Here is a 16,736-nt window from a genome sequence, read left to right on the forward strand (position 1 = left end):
CCCGCGATAATGACAACGCCCCCTGATCCGGGAGGATCAGGGGGCGTCTTGCTTCAGGCCCTTCGCCGGCTGCTACGTCCCGCTCGTGTGGCAGACGCGGCACATCGGCGTCTTCGCGATGTCGCTCGCCGGGTGCTGGCTCGAGTAGCCGGCCGGGTGCGGGTTCCCGCCGATGCCGCCCACGCGGTGGCAGGTGGCGCAGATCGACGCCGCGCCCTGGTCGTGGCAGGCGGCGCAGGCGACGATGTTGTTGCGCGCCGCGGTGCCGTGGAACTCACCCGAGCCGCGGGTCACCCAGCCCCGGGGGTGCGGGTTGCGCGTCCCCGCCTGGCCCAGGTTCTTCCCGCTCGAGAGCCGCTGCTCCTCGTGGCAGCTCTGGCAGAAGCCGCTGCCGTGGCAGCGGCGGCAGCTGGCCGGATCGGCGCTCGCCTCGATCTGGTGGCGCGAGACGTAGTCGCCGCGGTGGATGAAGTCGGCCTGCACCTTCTCCGGGAAGATGAGCGACGGCTTCATGGGCCGGGTCTCGGTCGAGTGGCACTGGGCGCAGTAGGTCTGGTCGTGGCAGACGGCGCAGGTGGCGGCGCTGTTGCGCGCGTACTGGGCGTGATCCTTCCGGAAGTTGCCCACGTGCGCGAAGGCGCTGACCGGCTTGAGCGGGTAGCTCTTGAGGTCCACGTGGCAGGGCTGGCAGCGCGCCTGCGCGAACTCCTCGGAGTGGTGGTGGCAGGCGGTGCAGGTGGCCATCGGCGGCGTGGCCGAGGACTTCTGCGCCGGATCCGAGAGCACCTGGTGGCAGCCCTCGCACTTGTTGTTCACCTTGGGCAGGTGGTCGGCGTGCGAGAAGGTGATCTTGCTGTCCTTGAAGTCGGCCGGCTTCCGCAGCCCGGCCGCCGCGGCGGCCACCGCCGGCTCCTTGGCGGTGTCGTGGCAGTCGCCGCACTTCGCCGCCGTCGGGAGCTGGTCCCAGGCCACCTTGGCCTGCTTCTGGATGGCGTCGTGGCAGTCGGTGCAGCCGAAGCCGAGGTGCTTCGAGTGCGGGAAGACCACCTTCGCCGACCGCTGCTCGGGGTTCTTGAGGGCGCTGCAGCCGGCGAGCGCCAGGGTGGCGGCGGCGGCGACGACGAGCTGGCGGGCGTTCATCACCGCACCTCCCGCACGTGGTAGGTCTGGTTGTAGACGAGCTTGGCCATGAATTCGAGCTGGTCGGAGACGAAGGGGGTGGCGCCGCCGGCCGCCGACACCTGGGCGCGGAACCCGCCGCCGAGGTCGTAGCCGGCCGTGGCGGTGGCCAGCAGGCTGGTGCGCTCGCCGTTCACGCGCTGCTCGAAGTAGAAGCCCTGCAGGTCGAGCGTGAGCGCGAGCCGGCCCAGCTCCTGGCCGCCGAAGAGGCGCGCCTCGCTGTAGCCGTTGTCGGTGTTGTGCAGGTAGCGCAGCTCCCCGCCGACGGTGGTGTAGGGGCTGTACGGGTGGACGGTGCCCTTGAGGCGGGCGTCGTGGCCGGTCCCGCCCGGCTCGAAGAGCGCGTGGTAGATGCCGTCCACCCCCACGCCCAGGCAGGGCGCGAGGTGGATCGTGCCGCCCACGTTGTCCTGCTTGCCGTTCGAGAAGACCGCCAGGATCGAGTCGCGGGGCAGGAACAGGTCGGGCTCGAGGTGGCTGTAGTCGGCCGCCAGCGACAGCTTGCGGCTCATCTGCCAGGTGGCCATCGCGGTGCCCTCGGCGAGGCGGGCCTCGTACAGGCTGTAGTCCACGAAGCCGTTCAGCGTGAGCGCGCGGAGCGGCGTGATGCGCAGGTCGCCGCCGAGGTCCTGGCGCGACAGCTCGCCGTGGTCGACGGCCCAGGCGAAGGAGGCGCCGGCCTCGAACCAGCCCGGGAGCAGGTACGACACGCGGCCGCCGCCGGCGTAGTCGCCGCGGGTCGGGTTGGTGGTCCGGTCGGTGCCGACCGCGTCGAAGCGCGAGGCGACCGGCTTGCCGAAGTAGCCCGAGATGCCGAGGTTCGCGGGGAGGCGGACGGCGGCGTCCACGCCGTCGAGGTGGAGCATGCGGGCGTTGCCCTCGACCACGTGCTGGCGCCCGAGCCGCACCGTCAGCGCGCGCGAGAAGAGGTCGCCGCGGACGTACGCGAGGTCGAGGTCGCCCGAGAAGTCGCTCGACTGCCCCAGACCCGGCTGCCACCGGTGGTCGGCGAGCTCCAGCCCGCCCCAGGTGCTGAGCTCGAGCTGCAGGTTCTCGACCACCGGGTTCTGGATGTCGCGCGCGGAGAGGCTGAGCAGCTCCAGCAGCGGCACCACCGTCCGCAGCTCCACGGTCTGCGACACCGAGGTGCTGGCCGGGAGCCGGAACTCCTGCCGGCCCATCAACATCGTGGTGGAGCTCACCTCGACCGTGTCGGCCCGGGCGCCGGTCGAAGCGAGGACGAGGGCGGCGGCTGCCGCAAGTCGGATTCGCATGGACGACGCTCCTTAGAAGTCGAGGATCCCGTTGACGTGGGCGGACTTGTCCTTGATGACCTTGTTCGTGCCGCCGGTGCGGGTGTGGCAGTCGCCGCAGCTGGTCTGGGACGGGTCGTGGTTGGTGGGCGGGTAGCCGTGGCAGGTGTTGCACTGGGCCGACGAGCCGTCCGCGACCCAGACCGGCGTCTTGGTGGTGCCGCCGGTCGAGGCGAGGCCGGTGCGCGGCGACGCGCTCGGCGTGGTGGTGCCGTTGCCGTGGCAGTAGGTGCTCGAGCACTTCCCGGTGTTCGGGTCGTACGCCGGCGTGAGCCCGGTGGTGGCGGCGAGCTTGCCGGTGAAGTCGATGGAGACGTTGGAGGGCGGCGAGACGTGGCACTCGGTGCAGGCGAGCCCCTGCGAGATCGGGGAGCTCACGTGCGCCGCGTGGATGCCGGTCACGCCCGTGCCGAGGGTCACCTGGCCGTCGAGGTGGGTGGCCGGATCGAGCGCGCCGAACGGCGTGATCGAGGGCGCGTGGCAGTTGGCGCAGGCGGTCTGCGCGATGCGCGGGTCGTGGTCGGTGGGCGGGATGCCGTGGCAGGTGCCGCAGGCGGCGGAGCTGGGCGGGTCCTCCCACCTGGGCGCGGTGAGGATGCCGCCGGCGCTGACGCCCGTGCCGCCGTGGCAGTAGACGTTGCTGCAGGTCCGGGTGGCCGGGTCGAACACGGCCGCCGGCTGCTTCGCCCCGAAGGGCCCGAGGTCGAACCGGACCTGGGCCGGCTTCGGGACCGCCTGGCCGTTGGCCTGGACGATGTGCCCCGGGTCGTTCACGGCGTGCGGCTTGAAGTGGCAGCTGTCGCAGTCGAGCGGCTTCTGCAGCACCGCGCCCGAGGGCGAGCCCGAGCCGAGCGGATCCACGTGCGCGAGGTGGGCCCCGGTGGCCGGCGGCATCCCGTGGCACGTCGTGCAGGTGGTCTGGTCGTTCGCCACCACCGTCTCCCGGCTCGACCCGCAGCCGGCTCCGACGAGTCCGGCCGCGAGGACCAGGACCGCTCGCAGAGGTCTACCCATGGTTCTCTCTCCCTCAGGCTCGAAGCGACCGCGTTGGACGCCCGCCAAAGGCGCTCCGGGACCGGGCGCGTGAACGCCCTTTTTCGGAGGCGGACGATGGCACGACGCCGGAAGATTACGCCTTGAGCAAGGTCAAGGGATCCGGATTTTCTCCAAAGCTACAAAGGGGTGCACGAGCGCTTCGCCTCTCGGTGAAGGGTGACCGGAAGGGGCCCGTGCGGTTACATTCGGCGGACCCATGCGAGTGTCCCCGTCGTCCGCCGCCGTCCTCCTCGCCGCCCTCCTCTCCGCCGCCTGCGCCGGCCCGCACGCGAACGTCCGCGCCGCCGCCAAGATCGGCCAGCCGCTCGCCGTCGACGGCACCGACCTCAACGGCCGCCGCCTCGACCTCGCCGAGGGGCAGGGGAAGGTGCGGATCGTCGACTTCTGGGCGACCTGGTGCGAGCCGTGCAAGGAATACTTCCCCGCCCTCGACCGGCTCTACCTCGAGCTCGGCGAGCGCGGCTTCGCCGTTTACGCGGTGGCCTTCGACGAGGACCAGGCGCAGCTCCCGCCCTTCCTCGCCGCGGTCCCGGTCCACTTCGGCATCTACTGGGACAAGGGCGGCGCGGCGAACGCGTCCCGCTACGAGGTGGCGCGGCTGCCCACCACCCTCGTCGTGGACCGGCGCGGGGTGATCCGCTTCGTCCACGAGGGCTACGACGCGACCACCTTCGCGGACGAGCGGCGCGAGGTGGAGCAGCTCCTCGCCGAGCCCTAGGCCCCGCGCCCTTCGGCCGGCGCCCGGTTCCAGTCGAAGTGGACGCGGTCGCGCTCCGCCTGGACGGCGGCGAGGTCGCGCGGCGCGGGCTCGAGCCAGAAGGCCATCTCGTCGGCCTCCCAGGCGTAGGGCTGGCCGTTCATGAGGATGCGCCCCTCCGACACCGCGAGGGTGGACTCGCGCAGGGGCAGGCCGGCGAGGTCGCGCACCATCGCCTCGAACCGGCCCTGCCGGCCCGGATCGACGAAGGCGAAGTTGTGCCGGGCGCCGAAGGCGGTGTGGTACCAGGCCGGGCGGAACGCCACGCCGGCGAGGCCGAGCCGCTTCGCCATGAGGGCCGTCATCTCGCCCGCCTCGCGCGCGAGCCCCAGGCCCGGCACCTCCTGCCCGGGGAGGCGCGGCCGCTTCTCGCTGAAGCGGGCCCGGGGGTTCCGCAGGCTCGCCCAGTGCACGTAGAGCACGTCGCGCCCGGCCACCCGCCGCCGCTCGTAGACGAACTCGAGGAGCAGCTCCTCCCGCCCGCGCGAGGTGGCGAAGAGCCGGAGCCGGTCGCCCGGGTTGGCCCGGTCGAACTCCACCCGGAAGCGCTCGAACCCGAGCCGCGTCAGGTGGTCGAGGATGCCGTAGCGGTAGAGGGCGTGCTCGAGGCCGGACCGGGTGTAGTAGCCGAGGAGCAGCCGGTCCCGCTGCGGGCGCAGCCCGAGCGCCTCCTCGAGGTCCGCGGCGGAGAAGTCGCCCGACTCGCCCAGCGACTCCTGCGGGATGGTGGCCGAGATGTCGGCGAAGCGGGCCTGCAGCGGGTCGTAGTCGGCGGGGATGGGGTCGAGCGCGCCGGTCGCCACCACCGTCCCGGTGCCGGCGAAGACGCGCCAGGCGTTCGGGCTGTAGCCGCCCGCCGGGAGCCAGACCGAGGGGACGCCCTCCAGCTCGACCGCGACCCGCAGGTCGCGGCGGCGCGCCCCGTCGAGCGTGAGCCCGAGCTTCCCGAAGCGATCCCCCGCGAGGACGTCGCCGCCGGCGAGCACGAAGGCGAGGTCGGGGCGCGGCATCCGCCCGAGCAGCCCTTCCAGCGTCTCGAGGTACAGGTCGTCCCCGGCGCCCTCCGGCAGCACCGTCTCGTCCACGCGCGTGAGCGGCCCCCAGTCCGAGCCGGAGATGGAGCCGATCCAGGAGGGCGCGTCCGAGGCGAGGCAGCCCGCGATCCCGTCGGGCGGGTGGGCGTCGAGGTCGAGCACCACCGCGGTCCCCTCGAACCCCTCGGCCCGCAGCGCCGCCAGCGCGGCCGCCACGTCGTTCATCGGGCAGAAGCCGCCGGCGCTCCCGGGCCCGGCGTGGTGGAAGCCGCCGAGGAGGTTGAGCGCCGGCGCGCGGGTGCGCAGGGTCTCGCGCGCGGCCTCGAGCGTGCCGCCGCAGGCGAGGCGGGCGGTGTTCACGAGCTCGTCGGTCGGCACGTCCGAGGGGTCCACCGCGAAGATGCGCGCCAGCGTCTCCGGCCGCCCGAGCGAGTCGAGGAGCTCGAGGGTGTGCACGCGGTCGAGGTCGGCGAACGGGATCCGGTGCGGCGCGCGCAGGCTCGACGCCGGCACCGCCCCCGACTCGAGCAGCCACCAGGCGACGAAGTCGGCCCGGCGCGGCTCGACGCCGGCCGACTGCTCCAGGCCGGAGAGCGGGATCCGGTAGGCGGGCGAGTACCAGACGGTCACGTCGCGCCGGCGCAGCCAGCTCTTCAGGCGGTAGGCGAGCGATCGGAGCCCGGGCACCCGGCGAGTGTAGACGAACGGCGCGGCGGGGGCGGAGCGCAGGAGGGGAGCGCCGGGCGGACGGGGGCGCGGAACCTGGGGCGCCGGGGGCCGGACCGCGCTATCCTCCGCCGACCCTGGGGGGCCAGGAGAGCGTCTTGTCCGAGCGACACGAGCTGCGGGAGGCCTGCGCGGAGGCGGCGCGGCGAGGCGGTGCGGTGCTGCGCGAGCGCTTCGGGCAGCGGCGGACCATCGAGTACAAGGGCGGCATCGACCTCGTCACCGACGCCGACAAGGCGAGCGAGGAGGCCCTGCTCTCGTTCCTGCGGGCGCGCTTCCCCGACGCCGACGTGCTCGCCGAGGAGTCGGGCGCGAGCGGCGGCGGGCACGGGCGGCTCCGCTTCATCGTGGACCCGCTCGACGGCACCACCAACTACGCCCACGGCCTGCCGGTCTTCGCCTGCAACGTCGGCGTGGTGGACGAGCACGGGATCGCGGCCGGCGCCACCTACGACCCGCTGCGCGACGAGCTCTTCACCGCCGCGCGCGGCGAGGGGGCCACGCTGAACGGCGAGCCCCTGCGCGTCTCCGGCGCCGCCGAGCTGCGGCGGGCGCTGCTCTGCACCGGCTTCCCCTACGACATCCACGAGCACTACGACCTGCCGCTCAGGCTCTTCGGCGCCTTCATGGTGAAGGCTCGCGCGGTGCGGCGGCTCGGCTCGGCCGCGCTCGACCTCGCCTACGTGGCCGCGGGCCGGCTCGACGGCTTCTGGGAGATGAAGCTCAAGCCCTGGGACATCGCGCCCGGGATCCTGATGGTGCGCGAGGCGGGCGGGCTCGTGAACGACCTCGACGGCGGGGAGGGGATGCTCCGCACGGGCGACGTGGTCGCCGCCACCCCCGCGCTGCAGGAGCTGCTGCTCGAGACCATCGCCGAGGTGACGGCGCGGGGCGAGCCCGGGTAGTCCGGCGTGAGCCGCATGCGCGTGGGCGAGGGGCAGGGGGCCGGGCCGCCCGGCGGGGGCGAGCGGACGCTGCTCGGCGCCCTCCTGCCGCGGGCGGCGCAGGCGGTGGCGGCGCGGCCCTCCCTTCGCTCCCTCTCCGGCCAGCTCGAGCTCGGGGCCGCCGGCCGCGCTCCGGCGGGCCGGGTGCTCGCGGCGCTCTTCCCGCCGCTCGACCGGGTGGCGCGCGCGGCGGGCGAGGGGCGCCCGGGCGTGATCTCCCCGGAGGAGCTGGAGCTCCTCGACGGCTGGCTCGAGGGCGAGGTGGCGCGCTGGGCGGGGCGCTGGGAGGTGCTGGTCGCGGGGGCGCGCGGCGACCTGGGAGGCGCCGCCCGGACGCTGCTCGCCGAGCTCGCGGCGCGGACGCTGCCCGCGCGGATCGCCGGGCTGGCGCGCCGGCTCGGGGGAGGGGAGGCCGCGCCCGGGCCCGAGTCCGGCGAGCGGTCCCCGGGAGCGCCCGCCCAGATCCCGCCCGAGCGGGCGGGGCGGCTCGAGGACCTGCTCCTGGCGATGGCCTCGCGGCGCCCCGTCGATCTCGCCCCGCCGAGGCAAGCGCCCCGGCCTGCGAGCTCCGCCGCGGTCCACGGGGGGCCGGAGGATCCTCCGCCGGCGCTCCCGGTCCCGGCCGCGCCGGGTCCTGCTTCCGCCGCGCGGCGCCACGGAGCGGCGCTCGCCATCGCGGCGGTCCTCGCCCTCCTGCTCGCGGCGGCCTTGCGGGGCTGCTGAGTCGTGCATCGCCGGGCGACGGCCTTCGCGTCTAGCGCGCCTCCCGCGGGACGAACGGCAGCCGCATCACCGACTCCGGGTCCACGAAGAGGTCGCCCACGCGCACCGAGTAGTGGAGGTGCGGGCCGGTGGCGCGGCCGCTCGCGCCCACCGCGCCGAGGAGCGCCCCGCGCTCGACCCGCTCGCCCTCCTGCACGAGCGCCTTCGAGAGGTGGAAGTAGCTCGTGAAGAGGCCGGCGCCGTGCGAGAGGATGACGGTGAGGCCGCTCGCGTAGCAGTCGCGCCGGAGCACCACCCGGCCGGCGTTCCCGGCGCGGACCGGGTCGCCCGGGGCGCCGCGGAAGTCGAGGCCGTAGTGCTGGCTCGCGAGCTTGCCGTTGTAGACGCGCTGATCCCCGTAGCGCCCGGTGAACGACGGCGGCCGCGGCCACGCGAAGGGCGCGTCGAAGAGCGGGGGCGAGAAGGGGACGGCGGTGGCGCGCGCGATGGCCGCCTTGTCCTCCTCCATGCGGGCGCGCACCTCCGGCGCGGGCTCGACGAAGCGCGGCTCGACGGAGAGGGTCCGGGCCGGGAACCGGGGCTCCACCACCTCGAGCGGCGCGGCGAGCCGCGCCTGGGGATCCGTCGCCGACGGCGCGCGGACCTCGACGGCGAGGGTTCCGGGCGGCGTCTCGAGCGGCAGCGCCGCGATCGCCTCGTAGCCGCCGGATACCGGGTAGAACTCGAGCGGCCGGCCCGCGACCGCCCCGAGGGGCGGCGCCGCCACCCCGCGCGCCTCGACGAGGAAGGCGTCCCCGGGGCGCACCGAGGCCGGGCGGACGGCGAGGGCGGGCACCGCGAGTGCCCCCTCCCCATCCCTCCCCCGCTGCGCGGGAGAGGGGGAGGGCAGCGCAGGAGCGATGCCGAGGCGCTCCGGTGGGCCTCGTGTCTCGCCCCCTCCCTGGCCCTCCCCCGCTCCGCGGGAGAGGGGAAGGGCAGCGGCTGCTCCGCCGGAGGGAAGGGCAGCGGCTGCTCCACCGGAGGGAAGGGCAGCGGCTATTGCGCCGCCGGGGGGAATGGCAGCGGCTATTGCGCCGCCGGGGGGAATGGGGGCCACTCCCTCCCCGCCGGGCGGGGAGGGCAGGGGAGGGGCGGCCAGGGCGCCCGCGCCGAGGCCCAGGCCCAGGCCCACGCCGAGGACCGCGGCCGTGACCCGGAGGGCTCTCAGGGCTTCACCACCTGGTCCGGCGGGAGGTTGCTCGGGAGCCGTCCGTCCTCCTTCGCCGGCGCGGCGTCCACCTTGCGGCACTGGCAGACCCGGCAGCCGCGGGTCCGGTCGAGCGAGCACTCGGGCGCGGTGAGGCAGCGCAGGTCCCGGTACTCCGGGCAGACCGTCTCGTCGCTGCGGAGGGTGGCGCAGCCGGCGAGGGCGAGGAGGCAGAGGGCGAGGAGGGTCTTCACGGGCGCGAATCCGACCACGACCCGCCCCGGTGCGCAACGTCCGCGACGCCCGTCGGCGCGGCCCGCGCGCGGACGTCCGCGACCCCCGCCGGCGGAGCCCGCCGCGGGGCGACTGTCAACCCCTTGCCGGGCACCGCCGTCCCGTGAGAAGCAGCCACTCCTTCGCGGGCCGCCCCATGCTCGATCTCTCCACGCTCAACCCGCCGCAGCGCGAGGCGGTGACCACCACCGAGGGCCCGCTGCTCGTCCTCGCCGGCGCCGGCTCCGGCAAGACCCGCGTCATCGCCCACCGGGTGGCCCACCTCGTCGAGAAGGGGGTCGATCCGGAGCGGATCCTGGCCGTCACCTTCACCAACAAGGCCGCCGGCGAGATGCGCGAGCGCGTGACCCAGCTCGCGGGGCCGCCCGGGGCCGACGTCTTCGTCTCCACCTTCCACAGCTTCGGCCTCTGGCTCCTCAAGGAGGAGCACAAGGCGGCCGGCCTGCCGAAGCGCTTCGCCATCCTCGACGCGTCGGATCAGCTCGCGGCCCTCAAGCGCTGCATGCGCGAGGTGAAGGTGGACGACCGGAGCTTCGACCCGCAGCGGGTGCTGGCGCTCATCTCCAAGGCCAAGAACGCGCTCCGCAAGCGGCTCGACCCGAAGGCGGCCGGCCAAGGAGACGACTACGACCTGGTCGCCGCCGAGGTCTTCCCGCGCTACGAGCTCGCGCTCAAGGCGCAGCGCTCGGTGGACTTCGACGACCTCATCGCCAAGCCGGTGCAGCTCCTGCGCGGGAGCGAGGAGGTCCTCGCGAAGTACCAGGCCCGCTTCCGCTACCTGCTGGTGGACGAGTACCAGGACACGAACCGCTGCCAGCTCGAGCTCCTGAAGCTGCTCGCCGGGGAGCGGATGAACGTGTGCGCCGTGGGCGACGACGACCAGGCCATCTACGGCTGGCGCGGCGCCGAGGTGCGGAACATCCTGCGCTTCGACCGGCACTTCCCGGGCGCGAAGGAGGTCCGGCTCGAGCAGAACTACCGCTCCACCGGCCGGATCCTGGCCTGCGCCAACGGCGTCATCGGCAAGAACGCGAGCCGCAAGGAGAAGAGGCTCTGGACCGCCGCCGGCGACGGCGTCCCGGTGCGGCTCGCCGCCCTCCAGACCGACGAGGAGGAGGCGCAGTTCGTGGCCCAGGAGATCGGCCGCGCCCGCGCCGAGGGGCGGGCCTGGCGCCACTGCGCGGTGCTCTACCGGCTCAACGCCCAGTCCCGCCCGATCGAGGAGGCGCTGCGCGAGCAGGGCATCCCGTACAAGGTCCACGGCGGGCCGGCCTTCTTCGACCGGGCCGAGGTGCGCGACCTGCTCGCCTACCTCAAGGTCTGCGTGAACCCCGACGACGAGGTCTCGCTGGCGCGGATCGTCAACGTGCCGGCCCGCGGCATCGGCGACGCCTCGCTCGAGAAGGTGCACGACTGGGCGCTGCAGCACCGGGTCCACCTCTTCGACGCCCTCGCGCGCGCCGGCGAGATCGAGGGGCTGCCGCGCGGCGCCGCGGAGCGGATGACGGGCTTCGTGGACCTGGTGCGCCGCTACCAGGCCGCCTTCGCGACCGGCGCCATCACCGACCCCGCGAAGCGGCTCGTCGCCGAGGTGGACCTCTACAGCCACGCCCGCGGCCAGGTGCAGTCGGCCGAGGCGGGCGCCCGCAAGGTGGACGCCCTCGACGGCGTGCTCCGCTCGCTCGAGTCCTTCGAGAACCGCTCCCGGCGCCCGCGGCTCATGACCTGGCTCAACCGGATGGCGCTCGACTCCCGCGAGGACGACCCCGACGGCGGCGACGGGGTGACCCTCATGACCCTCCACGCGGCCAAGGGGCTCGAGTTCCCGGTGGTGTTCCTGATCGGGATGGAAGAGGACCTGCTCCCCTCCGCCGGCATCCAGGGGGAGGCCCGCGATCTCGACGAGGAGCGGCGCCTGGCCTACGTCGGGATCACCCGGGCGCGCGAGGAGCTCACCCTCACCCGGGCCTCCGCGCGGCTCAAGCGGGGCAAGCTTCTCCCGCGAACTCCCAGCCGTTTTCTCGAGGACCTTCCCTCCGGGGCCTTTGCCCTGTATGATCCGTCGTCCGGTTCGAGGAGCCCCGAGACGGCGGCCCGCTCGAGCGAGGTCCTCGCGAGCCTCCGGGCTCGCCTGGCCGCGGCCCGGGGCTGACACCACTCGTCCAGGCGATCTCCCTTGACAGGGAGCCTGCTTTACTCTAGAAGCCGCACTTCATTTTCAGGCCCAAGTAGAAGGTTTTCCATGAACAACCGGACTCACAGCGCGACCCGTGACGAGGCCCTCGAGGGCCGCAAGTGGTGGCTCGTCGACGCCACCGACCTGACCGTCGGCCGCGCCGCCAGCCAGATCGCCAAGATCCTCAAGGGCAAGCACAAGCCGAACTACACGCCCTCCATGGACGTCGGCGACTTCGTGGTGATCGTGAACGCGGAGAAGGCCCGCTTCACCGGCAACAAGGAAGACGACAAGGTCTTCTTCACGCACACCATGCACCCGGGCGGCGAGAAGCTCACGCCGATGAAGAAGCTGCGCGAGCGGCACCCGGAAGACATCATGCTGAACGCGGTCCGCCGGATGCTGCCCCGGTCGGCGCTCGGCCGCGACATGATGCGCAAGCTCAAGGTCTACGCGGGTGAGAAGCACCCGCACGCCGCCCAGAAGCCCGAGGCGCTGAAGCTCTCGCTGTAAGGATCCGAACATGGCCACCCAGCTCAAGCTCTCCACCGGCCGCCGCAAGGAGTCGATCGCGCGCGTCCGGCTCTCCCCCGGCACCGGCAACATCACCATCAACGGCCGGACCATGGACGAGTACTTCGGCCGTGAGACGTCCAAGATGATCCTGGTCGAGCCGCTCAAGCTCGTCGACCAGATGGGCAAGCTCGACGTGTTCGTGAACGCCTGCGGCGGCGGTCTCTCCGGCCAGGCCGGCGCGATCCGGCACGGCATCACCCGGGCGCTCATGGAGCTCAACCCGGAGTACCGCCCGGTCCTCAAGAAGGCCGGCTTCGTCACCCGCGACGCCCGCGCCGTCGAGCGCAAGAAGTACGGCCGTCCGGGCGCCCGCAAGCGCTTCCAGTTCAGCAAGCGCTAAGCGCACCTCGGCACCCGCCGATCCGCAACGGCCGACCGCGATCACTCGCGGCCGGCCGTTGGCATTTGAACGGGACCTGCTGTCCCGCCGCTCCCCCGCTGCGCGGGGCGCCCTCCCCATGTGCGCGCGGGTCCCACCGAGGCGGCCCAGGGAGCGAGCGCCCTCATGGATTTCCGCTCGACCCGGGTGGTACCCTCCCAGGCACCCCCTATGGAACTCAACGAGATCCTCCAGGTCGCCCTCCGAGGGAACGCCAGCGACATCCACCTCAAGGCCGGCCTCCCGCCCATGTTCCGCGTGGACGGCCAGCTGGTCCCGCTGAAGGACGCCCGCCGCCTCCCCCCGGAGGAGATCGCCAAGATGGCGGCCGGGATCATGAACGAGTTCCAGCGGGAGCGGTTCAAGCAGACCAACGAGGTGGACCTCGCCTACGGCGTGCCGGGCCTGGGCCGGTTCCGCGTCAACGTCTTCCAGCAGCGCGGCACCGTCGGCGTGGTGCTCCGCGTCATCCCGTTCAAGATCCAGTCGATCGAGCAGCTCCTGCTCCCCAAGATCCTGGAGAAGATCGCGGGCGAGCAGCGCGGCCTCGTGCTCGTCACCGGCACCACCGGCTCCGGCAAGTCCACCAGCCTCGCGTCGATGATCGACCACATCAACGCCACCGAGACCTGCCACATCATGACCATCGAGGATCCGATCGAGTTCCTCATCCGCGACAAGCGGTCGATCGTGAACCAGCGCGAGGTCGGGGTGGACACGATGAGCTTCGGGCAGGCGCTGAAGAGCGCCCTGCGCCAGGACCCCGACGTGATCCTGGTGGGCGAGATGCGCGACCTCGAGACCATCGAGACCGCGCTCACCGCCGCCGAGACCGGCCACCTCGTGATGTCCACGCTGCACACCCTCGACGCCACCGAGACCATCAACCGCATCATCTCGGCCTTCCCGCCGTACCAGCAGAAGCAGGTGCGGCTGCAGCTCGGCTCGGTGCTCAAGGCGGTCATCAGCCAGCGGCTCGTGCCGCGCGCCGACGGGCGCGGCCGCGTCCCCGCCATCGAGGTGCTGCTCAACACCTCGCGCGTCCGCGAGCTCATCGAGGACAAGGACCGCACGAAGGAGGTCCACGACGCCATCGCGCAGGGGCACGTCTCCTACGGGATGCAGACCTTCGACCAGTCGCTGATGTTCCTCCTCAAGTCGAACCTCATCACCTACGAGGAGGCGCTCCGGCAGGCGACCAACCCGGACGACTTCGCCCTGCGGGTGTCGGGCGTCTCGGGCACGAGCGACTCGAAGTGGGACAGCTTCGAGGCCGGCGGCACCCCGAGCCCGGTCCCGGCCCCCGCCGCGGCCGCCCCGGCGGCGCCGCGGGCCGGCCCCCCGGTGGCGCCCCGCCCCGCGGCCGCCGCCGGCGCCCCGGTGGCGCGCATCCAGCCGGCCCAGGTGCCGGCCCGCGCGCCCGCGCCCGCCGCCGACGACGACTTCCAGATCGAGCGGTTCTAGCCGAGGGTGCCCCCCAGGACGCCGAGAGAGCGGCGCCGGCCGCGCCGCGGTCCGCCCGCCGCCGACGAGGCGGAGACGAGCTCGCCCGAGGCCGTCCCCGAGCGCGCCCCGCCGCCGCGCGCCGCCCGGCGCGCCCGGAGCGCCGCGCGCCCCGAGGAGGAGGCGAGCCCGCTCGAGCGGGGGCGCGCCGTGGCGCTCCGGGTGCTCGCCTACCACGCCCGCACCGAGCGCCAGCTCCGGACGCGGCTCGCGCAGGACGGGCTCTCCGAGGTCGCGGACGAGGTGATCGCCTGGGTGACCCGGCTCGGCTACCTTGACGACCGGGCCTACGCCCGCGCCCGCGCGCGGTCGCTCCTCGCGGGCGGCCGGGCCGGGCCGCGGCTCGCCGAGCGGCGGCTCCAGGCGGCCGGGATCCCCGGCGCCGAGGCCCGCGCCACCGTCTCCGCCGCCCTCGGCGAGGACGGCGCCCGCCCCGCCGATCGCGAGCTCGCCCTCTGCCGCGCCGCGCTCGAGCGGCGGCTCCGGGGCGCTGCGCCGGCCGGCCTCGACGAGAAGGCCCGCGCCCGCCACGCCCGCTTCCTCGCCGGCCGCGGCTTCTCCGCCCAGGTGGTGGCCCGCGCGCTCGGCCTCGGGTGGGCGCCCGAGGAGGACTGAGGCCTGGCGATTGCCGCGCTCACCGCCGCCGCAGCCCGCGCGGCACCACCGCCCGCTCCAGCCCCTCGAACCCGGCCTCGACGAGGAGCGCCAGCAGCGCCGCCGGCACCGCCCCCTCCAGGATGAGCGGCACCGACGCGAGCCGCAGCCCGGAGAGGATGGGCTGCCCGTAGCCGCCCGCGCCGATGAGGGCGCCGAGCGTGGCCGTGCCCACCGCGATGACCGCCGCGGTCCGCACGCCGGCCAGGATCGAGGGGAGCGCGAGCGGCAGCTCCACGAGCCGCAGCCGCGCCCGCGGGGGCAGCCCCAGCGCCTCGGCCGACTCGCGCAGCTCCGGGGCGATCCCGGCGAGCCCGGCGTGGGTCCCCCGGACGATCGGGAGCAGCCCGTAGAGGAAGAGCGCCGCCACCGCCGGCCGGGCCCCGATGCCGAGCAGCGGCAGGAGGAAGACGAGGAGCGCCAGCGAGGGCACCGTCTGGACGAGCCCCGCGGCGCCGAGCACCGCCCGGCCCACCGCCGCGCGGCGCGCCGAGACGACCCCGAGCGGCACCCCGGCCGCCACCGCCGCGGCGAGCGCGGTGAGCACGAGGAGGAGGTGCTCCCCCGTGCGCCGCGCCACCCGCCCGAGGAGCCCCTCGGCCCGGACCGGCGCCGCCGCGCCGAAGGCCTGCCGGAGCCACGCCGCCGCGACCGCCTCGGAGGGCTCGCCGGCGAGCTGCACCCTGCCGTTCAGCCGGATCATCTCGGCCGCGCCGAGCCGCCCGTCGAGCCGCCGCACCGCCGCGAGCGCCGCCGGGGCGCGCCGCGCGAGATCGAGCCGGTAGACGAGGACGGCCTGGTACTCCGGGAAGGCGCGCCGGTCGTCCTCGAGGACGCGCAGGCCGTAGGCGGCGATCTCCGGGTCGGTCGAGTAGAGGTCGATGGCGTCGAGCTCGCCCTGCGCCACGGCCCGGTAGGCGACGTCGTGGTCGAGCCCGCGCGGCCGGGCCCGGATCCCGTACCGGTCGCGCAGCGCCGGCCAGCCGTCGGCCCGGTCGAGGAACTCGCTCGTGAAGCCGAGCCGGAGCTCCGGGTGGCGCGCCAGGTCGGAGAGGGTGCGGATCCCGAGCGCCTCGGCGCGGTCGGCGCGCATCCCCACGGCGTAGGTGTCCTCGAAGCCGAGCGGCCCGGTGAGCCCGGCCCCGAGCGGCGCCAGCCGGTCGCGCAGCGCGTCGAGGTCGAGCGGCCGGTCCGCCCCCAGGATCTCGCGCGCCAGCGTCCCCGTGTACTCCGGGTAGAGGTCGAGCTCGCCCCGCCGCAGCGCCTCCCAGAGCACCCGCGTGCCGCCGAGCTCGCGGACGGTCTCGGCCCGCGCTCCGGCCCCGGCGACGAGCCCGGCGGCGAGGTCGCCGAGCAGCACCGACTCGGTGAACTTCTTCGACCCGACCCGGACCGCCGGGATGGCGGCGAGGAGCAGCGAGAGCGCGGCCGCGAGCGCGCTCACCGCCCCTCCGGGAACGAGAGCCCGCGCTGGGCGTGCAGGAAGCGGGTCACGAACGGATCGGCGGGGGACCGGAGCAGCTCCTCGAACGTCCCCTCCTGCAGCACGCGGCCGCCGGCGAGCACCGCGAGCCGCTCGGCGAAGAACACCGCCTCGGCGAGGTCGTGGGTCACGAGCAGCACGGTCTTGCCGAGCGCCGCGAAGGCCGCGCGGAGGTCGTCCTGCAGCGCGGCGCGGGTGAGGGGATCGAGCGCGCCGAGCGGCTCGTCGAGCAGCAGCACCGCCGGGTCGAGCAGGAGCGCGCGCATGAGCCCCACCCGCTGCGCCTGCCCGCCCGAGAGCTCGCCGGGGAAGCGATCGAGCGCCTCCGGCTCCAGCCGGACCAGCGCCGCGAGCTCGGCGATCCGCGCGTCGATCCGCGCCGCCGGCCAGCCGAGCCAGCGCGCCAGGAGCCCGGCGTTGCCGCGGGCGGTGAGGTGCGGGAAGAGCCCGCCCCCCTGCACCACGTAGCCCATGCGGCGCCGTAGGGCGTCGTCGCGCGGGCCGATGGGCGCGCCCTCGAAGCCGACCGTTCCCTCGTCGGGGCGGATGAGCCCCAGCACCAGCCGGAGCAGGGTGGACTTGCCCGCGCCGCTCGGCCCCACCAGCGCGAGGGTGCGCCCGGGCGGGAGCGCGAGCGAGATGGGGCCGACCACCGCCCCCGTCCCGTGGCGCTTCACGACCGCGTCGAGCGCGATGGCGGGCGGAGGGGGCAGGCGGGGGATCTCTAGCTCCCCGGGCGGCTCGCGCAAGCCG

16 protein-coding genes are annotated in these 16,736 nt (G+C 74.6%); 8 read left to right on the top strand and 8 right to left on the bottom strand.

All coding sequences use genetic code 11. From position 1 onward, the window contains the following. Positions 1–72: 72 nt before the first annotated feature. From AMPC_RS18875 to AMPC_RS18885, 3 genes are read right to left on the bottom strand one after another with little or no spacing between them, the layout of a single operon-like run. Entirely contained in the window at positions 73–1,140 is a 1,068-nt protein-coding gene (locus AMPC_RS18875; RefSeq protein WP_248343090.1) for a cytochrome c3 family protein, read from the bottom strand. After that, the gene (locus AMPC_RS18880; protein ID WP_248343091.1) at positions 1,140–2,453 is read right to left on the bottom strand and encodes a hypothetical protein; all 1,314 of its coding nucleotides are present in this window, start codon (positions 2,451–2,453) and stop codon (positions 1,140–1,142) included. The genes AMPC_RS18875 and AMPC_RS18880 overlap by 1 nt, the downstream gene beginning before the upstream one ends. A gap of 12 nt (positions 2,454–2,465) precedes the next feature. Further along, positions 2,466–3,506 (bottom strand): CxxxxCH/CxxCH domain c-type cytochrome, encoded by a 1,041-nt coding sequence (locus AMPC_RS18885; RefSeq protein WP_248343092.1) that lies wholly within the window; start codon positions 3,504–3,506, stop codon positions 2,466–2,468. A 238-nt stretch (positions 3,507–3,744) separates the two neighbouring features. Here AMPC_RS18885 and AMPC_RS18890 point away from each other — a divergent pair, with 238 nt between their 5' ends. Then, a complete protein-coding gene (locus AMPC_RS18890) occupies positions 3,745–4,266 on the top strand; it encodes a TlpA family protein disulfide reductase (RefSeq protein ID WP_248343093.1) in 522 nt (173 codons plus the stop codon). On the opposite strand, the gene AMPC_RS18895 is transcribed toward AMPC_RS18890, so the two are convergent. Beyond that, entirely contained in the window at positions 4,263–6,026 is a 1,764-nt protein-coding gene (locus AMPC_RS18895; RefSeq protein ID WP_248343094.1) for an arginase family protein, read from the bottom strand. The genes AMPC_RS18890 and AMPC_RS18895 overlap by 4 nt on opposite strands. 137 nt (positions 6,027–6,163) lie before the next feature. Here AMPC_RS18895 and AMPC_RS18900 point away from each other — a divergent pair, with 137 nt between their 5' ends. Both AMPC_RS18900 and AMPC_RS18905 read left to right on the top strand, forming a co-directional pair. Further along, a complete protein-coding gene (locus tag AMPC_RS18900; RefSeq protein ID WP_248343095.1) occupies positions 6,164–6,970 on the top strand; it encodes an inositol monophosphatase family protein in 807 nt (268 codons plus the stop codon). Between the two features lie 6 nt (positions 6,971–6,976). Further along, positions 6,977–7,732 carry a hypothetical protein gene (locus AMPC_RS18905; protein ID WP_248343096.1) on the top strand — a complete coding sequence of 252 codons (756 nt, stop codon included), beginning with the start codon at positions 6,977–6,979 and terminating at the stop codon, positions 7,730–7,732. A gap of 31 nt (positions 7,733–7,763) precedes the next feature. On the opposite strand, the gene AMPC_RS18910 is transcribed toward AMPC_RS18905, so the two are convergent. Both AMPC_RS18910 and AMPC_RS18915 read right to left on the bottom strand, forming a co-directional pair. Next, entirely contained in the window at positions 7,764–8,567 is an 804-nt protein-coding gene (locus tag AMPC_RS18910; RefSeq protein WP_248343097.1) for a M23 family metallopeptidase, read from the bottom strand. A gap of 368 nt (positions 8,568–8,935) precedes the next feature. After that, positions 8,936–9,172, bottom strand: a complete 237-nt coding sequence (locus tag AMPC_RS18915) for a hypothetical protein (protein WP_248343098.1) — start codon at positions 9,170–9,172, stop codon at positions 8,936–8,938. Positions 9,173–9,348: 176 nt separating this feature from the next. Between AMPC_RS18915 and AMPC_RS18920 the strand changes: the two genes are divergently transcribed. From AMPC_RS18920 to AMPC_RS18940, 5 genes are all read left to right on the top strand, one after another. Further along, positions 9,349–11,364, top strand: coding sequence for an ATP-dependent helicase (locus tag AMPC_RS18920; protein ID WP_248343099.1), 2,016 nt, complete (start codon positions 9,349–9,351; stop codon positions 11,362–11,364). A gap of 90 nt (positions 11,365–11,454) precedes the next feature. Then, on the top strand, positions 11,455–11,901 hold the full coding sequence (gene rplM / locus AMPC_RS18925) for a 50S ribosomal protein L13 (protein ID WP_248343100.1): 447 nt from the start codon (positions 11,455–11,457) through the stop codon (positions 11,899–11,901). A 10-nt stretch (positions 11,902–11,911) separates the two neighbouring features. After that, a complete protein-coding gene (gene rpsI, locus AMPC_RS18930; RefSeq protein ID WP_248343101.1) occupies positions 11,912–12,304 on the top strand; it encodes a 30S ribosomal protein S9 in 393 nt (130 codons plus the stop codon). Positions 12,305–12,514: 210 nt separating this feature from the next. Beyond that, entirely contained in the window at positions 12,515–13,807 is a 1,293-nt protein-coding gene (locus AMPC_RS18935; RefSeq protein WP_248343102.1) for a type IV pilus twitching motility protein PilT, read from the top strand. A gap of 6 nt (positions 13,808–13,813) precedes the next feature. After that, a complete protein-coding gene (locus AMPC_RS18940) occupies positions 13,814–14,461 on the top strand; it encodes a regulatory protein RecX (RefSeq protein WP_248343103.1) in 648 nt (215 codons plus the stop codon). 19 nt (positions 14,462–14,480) lie between these two features. Here AMPC_RS18940 and AMPC_RS18945 read toward each other — a convergent pair whose 3' ends face one another. Both AMPC_RS18945 and AMPC_RS18950 read right to left on the bottom strand, forming a co-directional pair. Further along, the gene (locus AMPC_RS18945; RefSeq protein ID WP_248343104.1) at positions 14,481–15,944 is read right to left on the bottom strand and encodes a glycine betaine ABC transporter substrate-binding protein; all 1,464 of its coding nucleotides are present in this window, start codon (positions 15,942–15,944) and stop codon (positions 14,481–14,483) included. Further along, entirely contained in the window at positions 15,941–16,732 is a 792-nt protein-coding gene (locus AMPC_RS18950; RefSeq protein ID WP_404800621.1) for an ATP-binding cassette domain-containing protein, read from the bottom strand. The genes AMPC_RS18945 and AMPC_RS18950 overlap by 4 nt, the downstream gene beginning before the upstream one ends. Between the last annotated feature and the right edge of the window lie 4 nt (positions 16,733–16,736).

The sequence above is a fragment of the Anaeromyxobacter paludicola genome (genome assembly GCF_023169965.1).
GTDB classification, from domain to species: domain Bacteria; phylum Myxococcota; class Myxococcia; order Myxococcales; family Anaeromyxobacteraceae; genus Anaeromyxobacter_B; species Anaeromyxobacter_B paludicola.

Excerpts from the sequence above, each read along its gene's own strand:
- AMPC_RS18890 (WP_248343093.1), top strand. The coding sequence starts at position 3,745 with ATGCGAGTGTCCCCGTCGTCCGCCGCCGTCCTCCTCGCCGCCCTCCTC.
- AMPC_RS18920 (WP_248343099.1), top strand. The coding sequence starts at position 9,349 with ATGCTCGATCTCTCCACGCTCAACCCGCCGCAGCGCGAGGCGGTGACC.
- AMPC_RS18875 (WP_248343090.1), bottom strand. The coding sequence starts at position 1,140 with ATGAACGCCCGCCAGCTCGTCGTCGCCGCCGCCGCCACCCTGGCGCTC.
- AMPC_RS18885 (WP_248343092.1), bottom strand. The coding sequence starts at position 3,506 with ATGGGTAGACCTCTGCGAGCGGTCCTGGTCCTCGCGGCCGGACTCGTC.
- rpsI (WP_248343101.1), top strand. The coding sequence starts at position 11,912 with ATGGCCACCCAGCTCAAGCTCTCCACCGGCCGCCGCAAGGAGTCGATC.
- AMPC_RS18880 (WP_248343091.1), bottom strand. The coding sequence starts at position 2,453 with ATGCGAATCCGACTTGCGGCAGCCGCCGCCCTCGTCCTCGCTTCGACC.
- AMPC_RS18935 (WP_248343102.1), top strand. The coding sequence starts at position 12,515 with ATGGAACTCAACGAGATCCTCCAGGTCGCCCTCCGAGGGAACGCCAGC.
- rplM (WP_248343100.1), top strand. The coding sequence starts at position 11,455 with ATGAACAACCGGACTCACAGCGCGACCCGTGACGAGGCCCTCGAGGGC.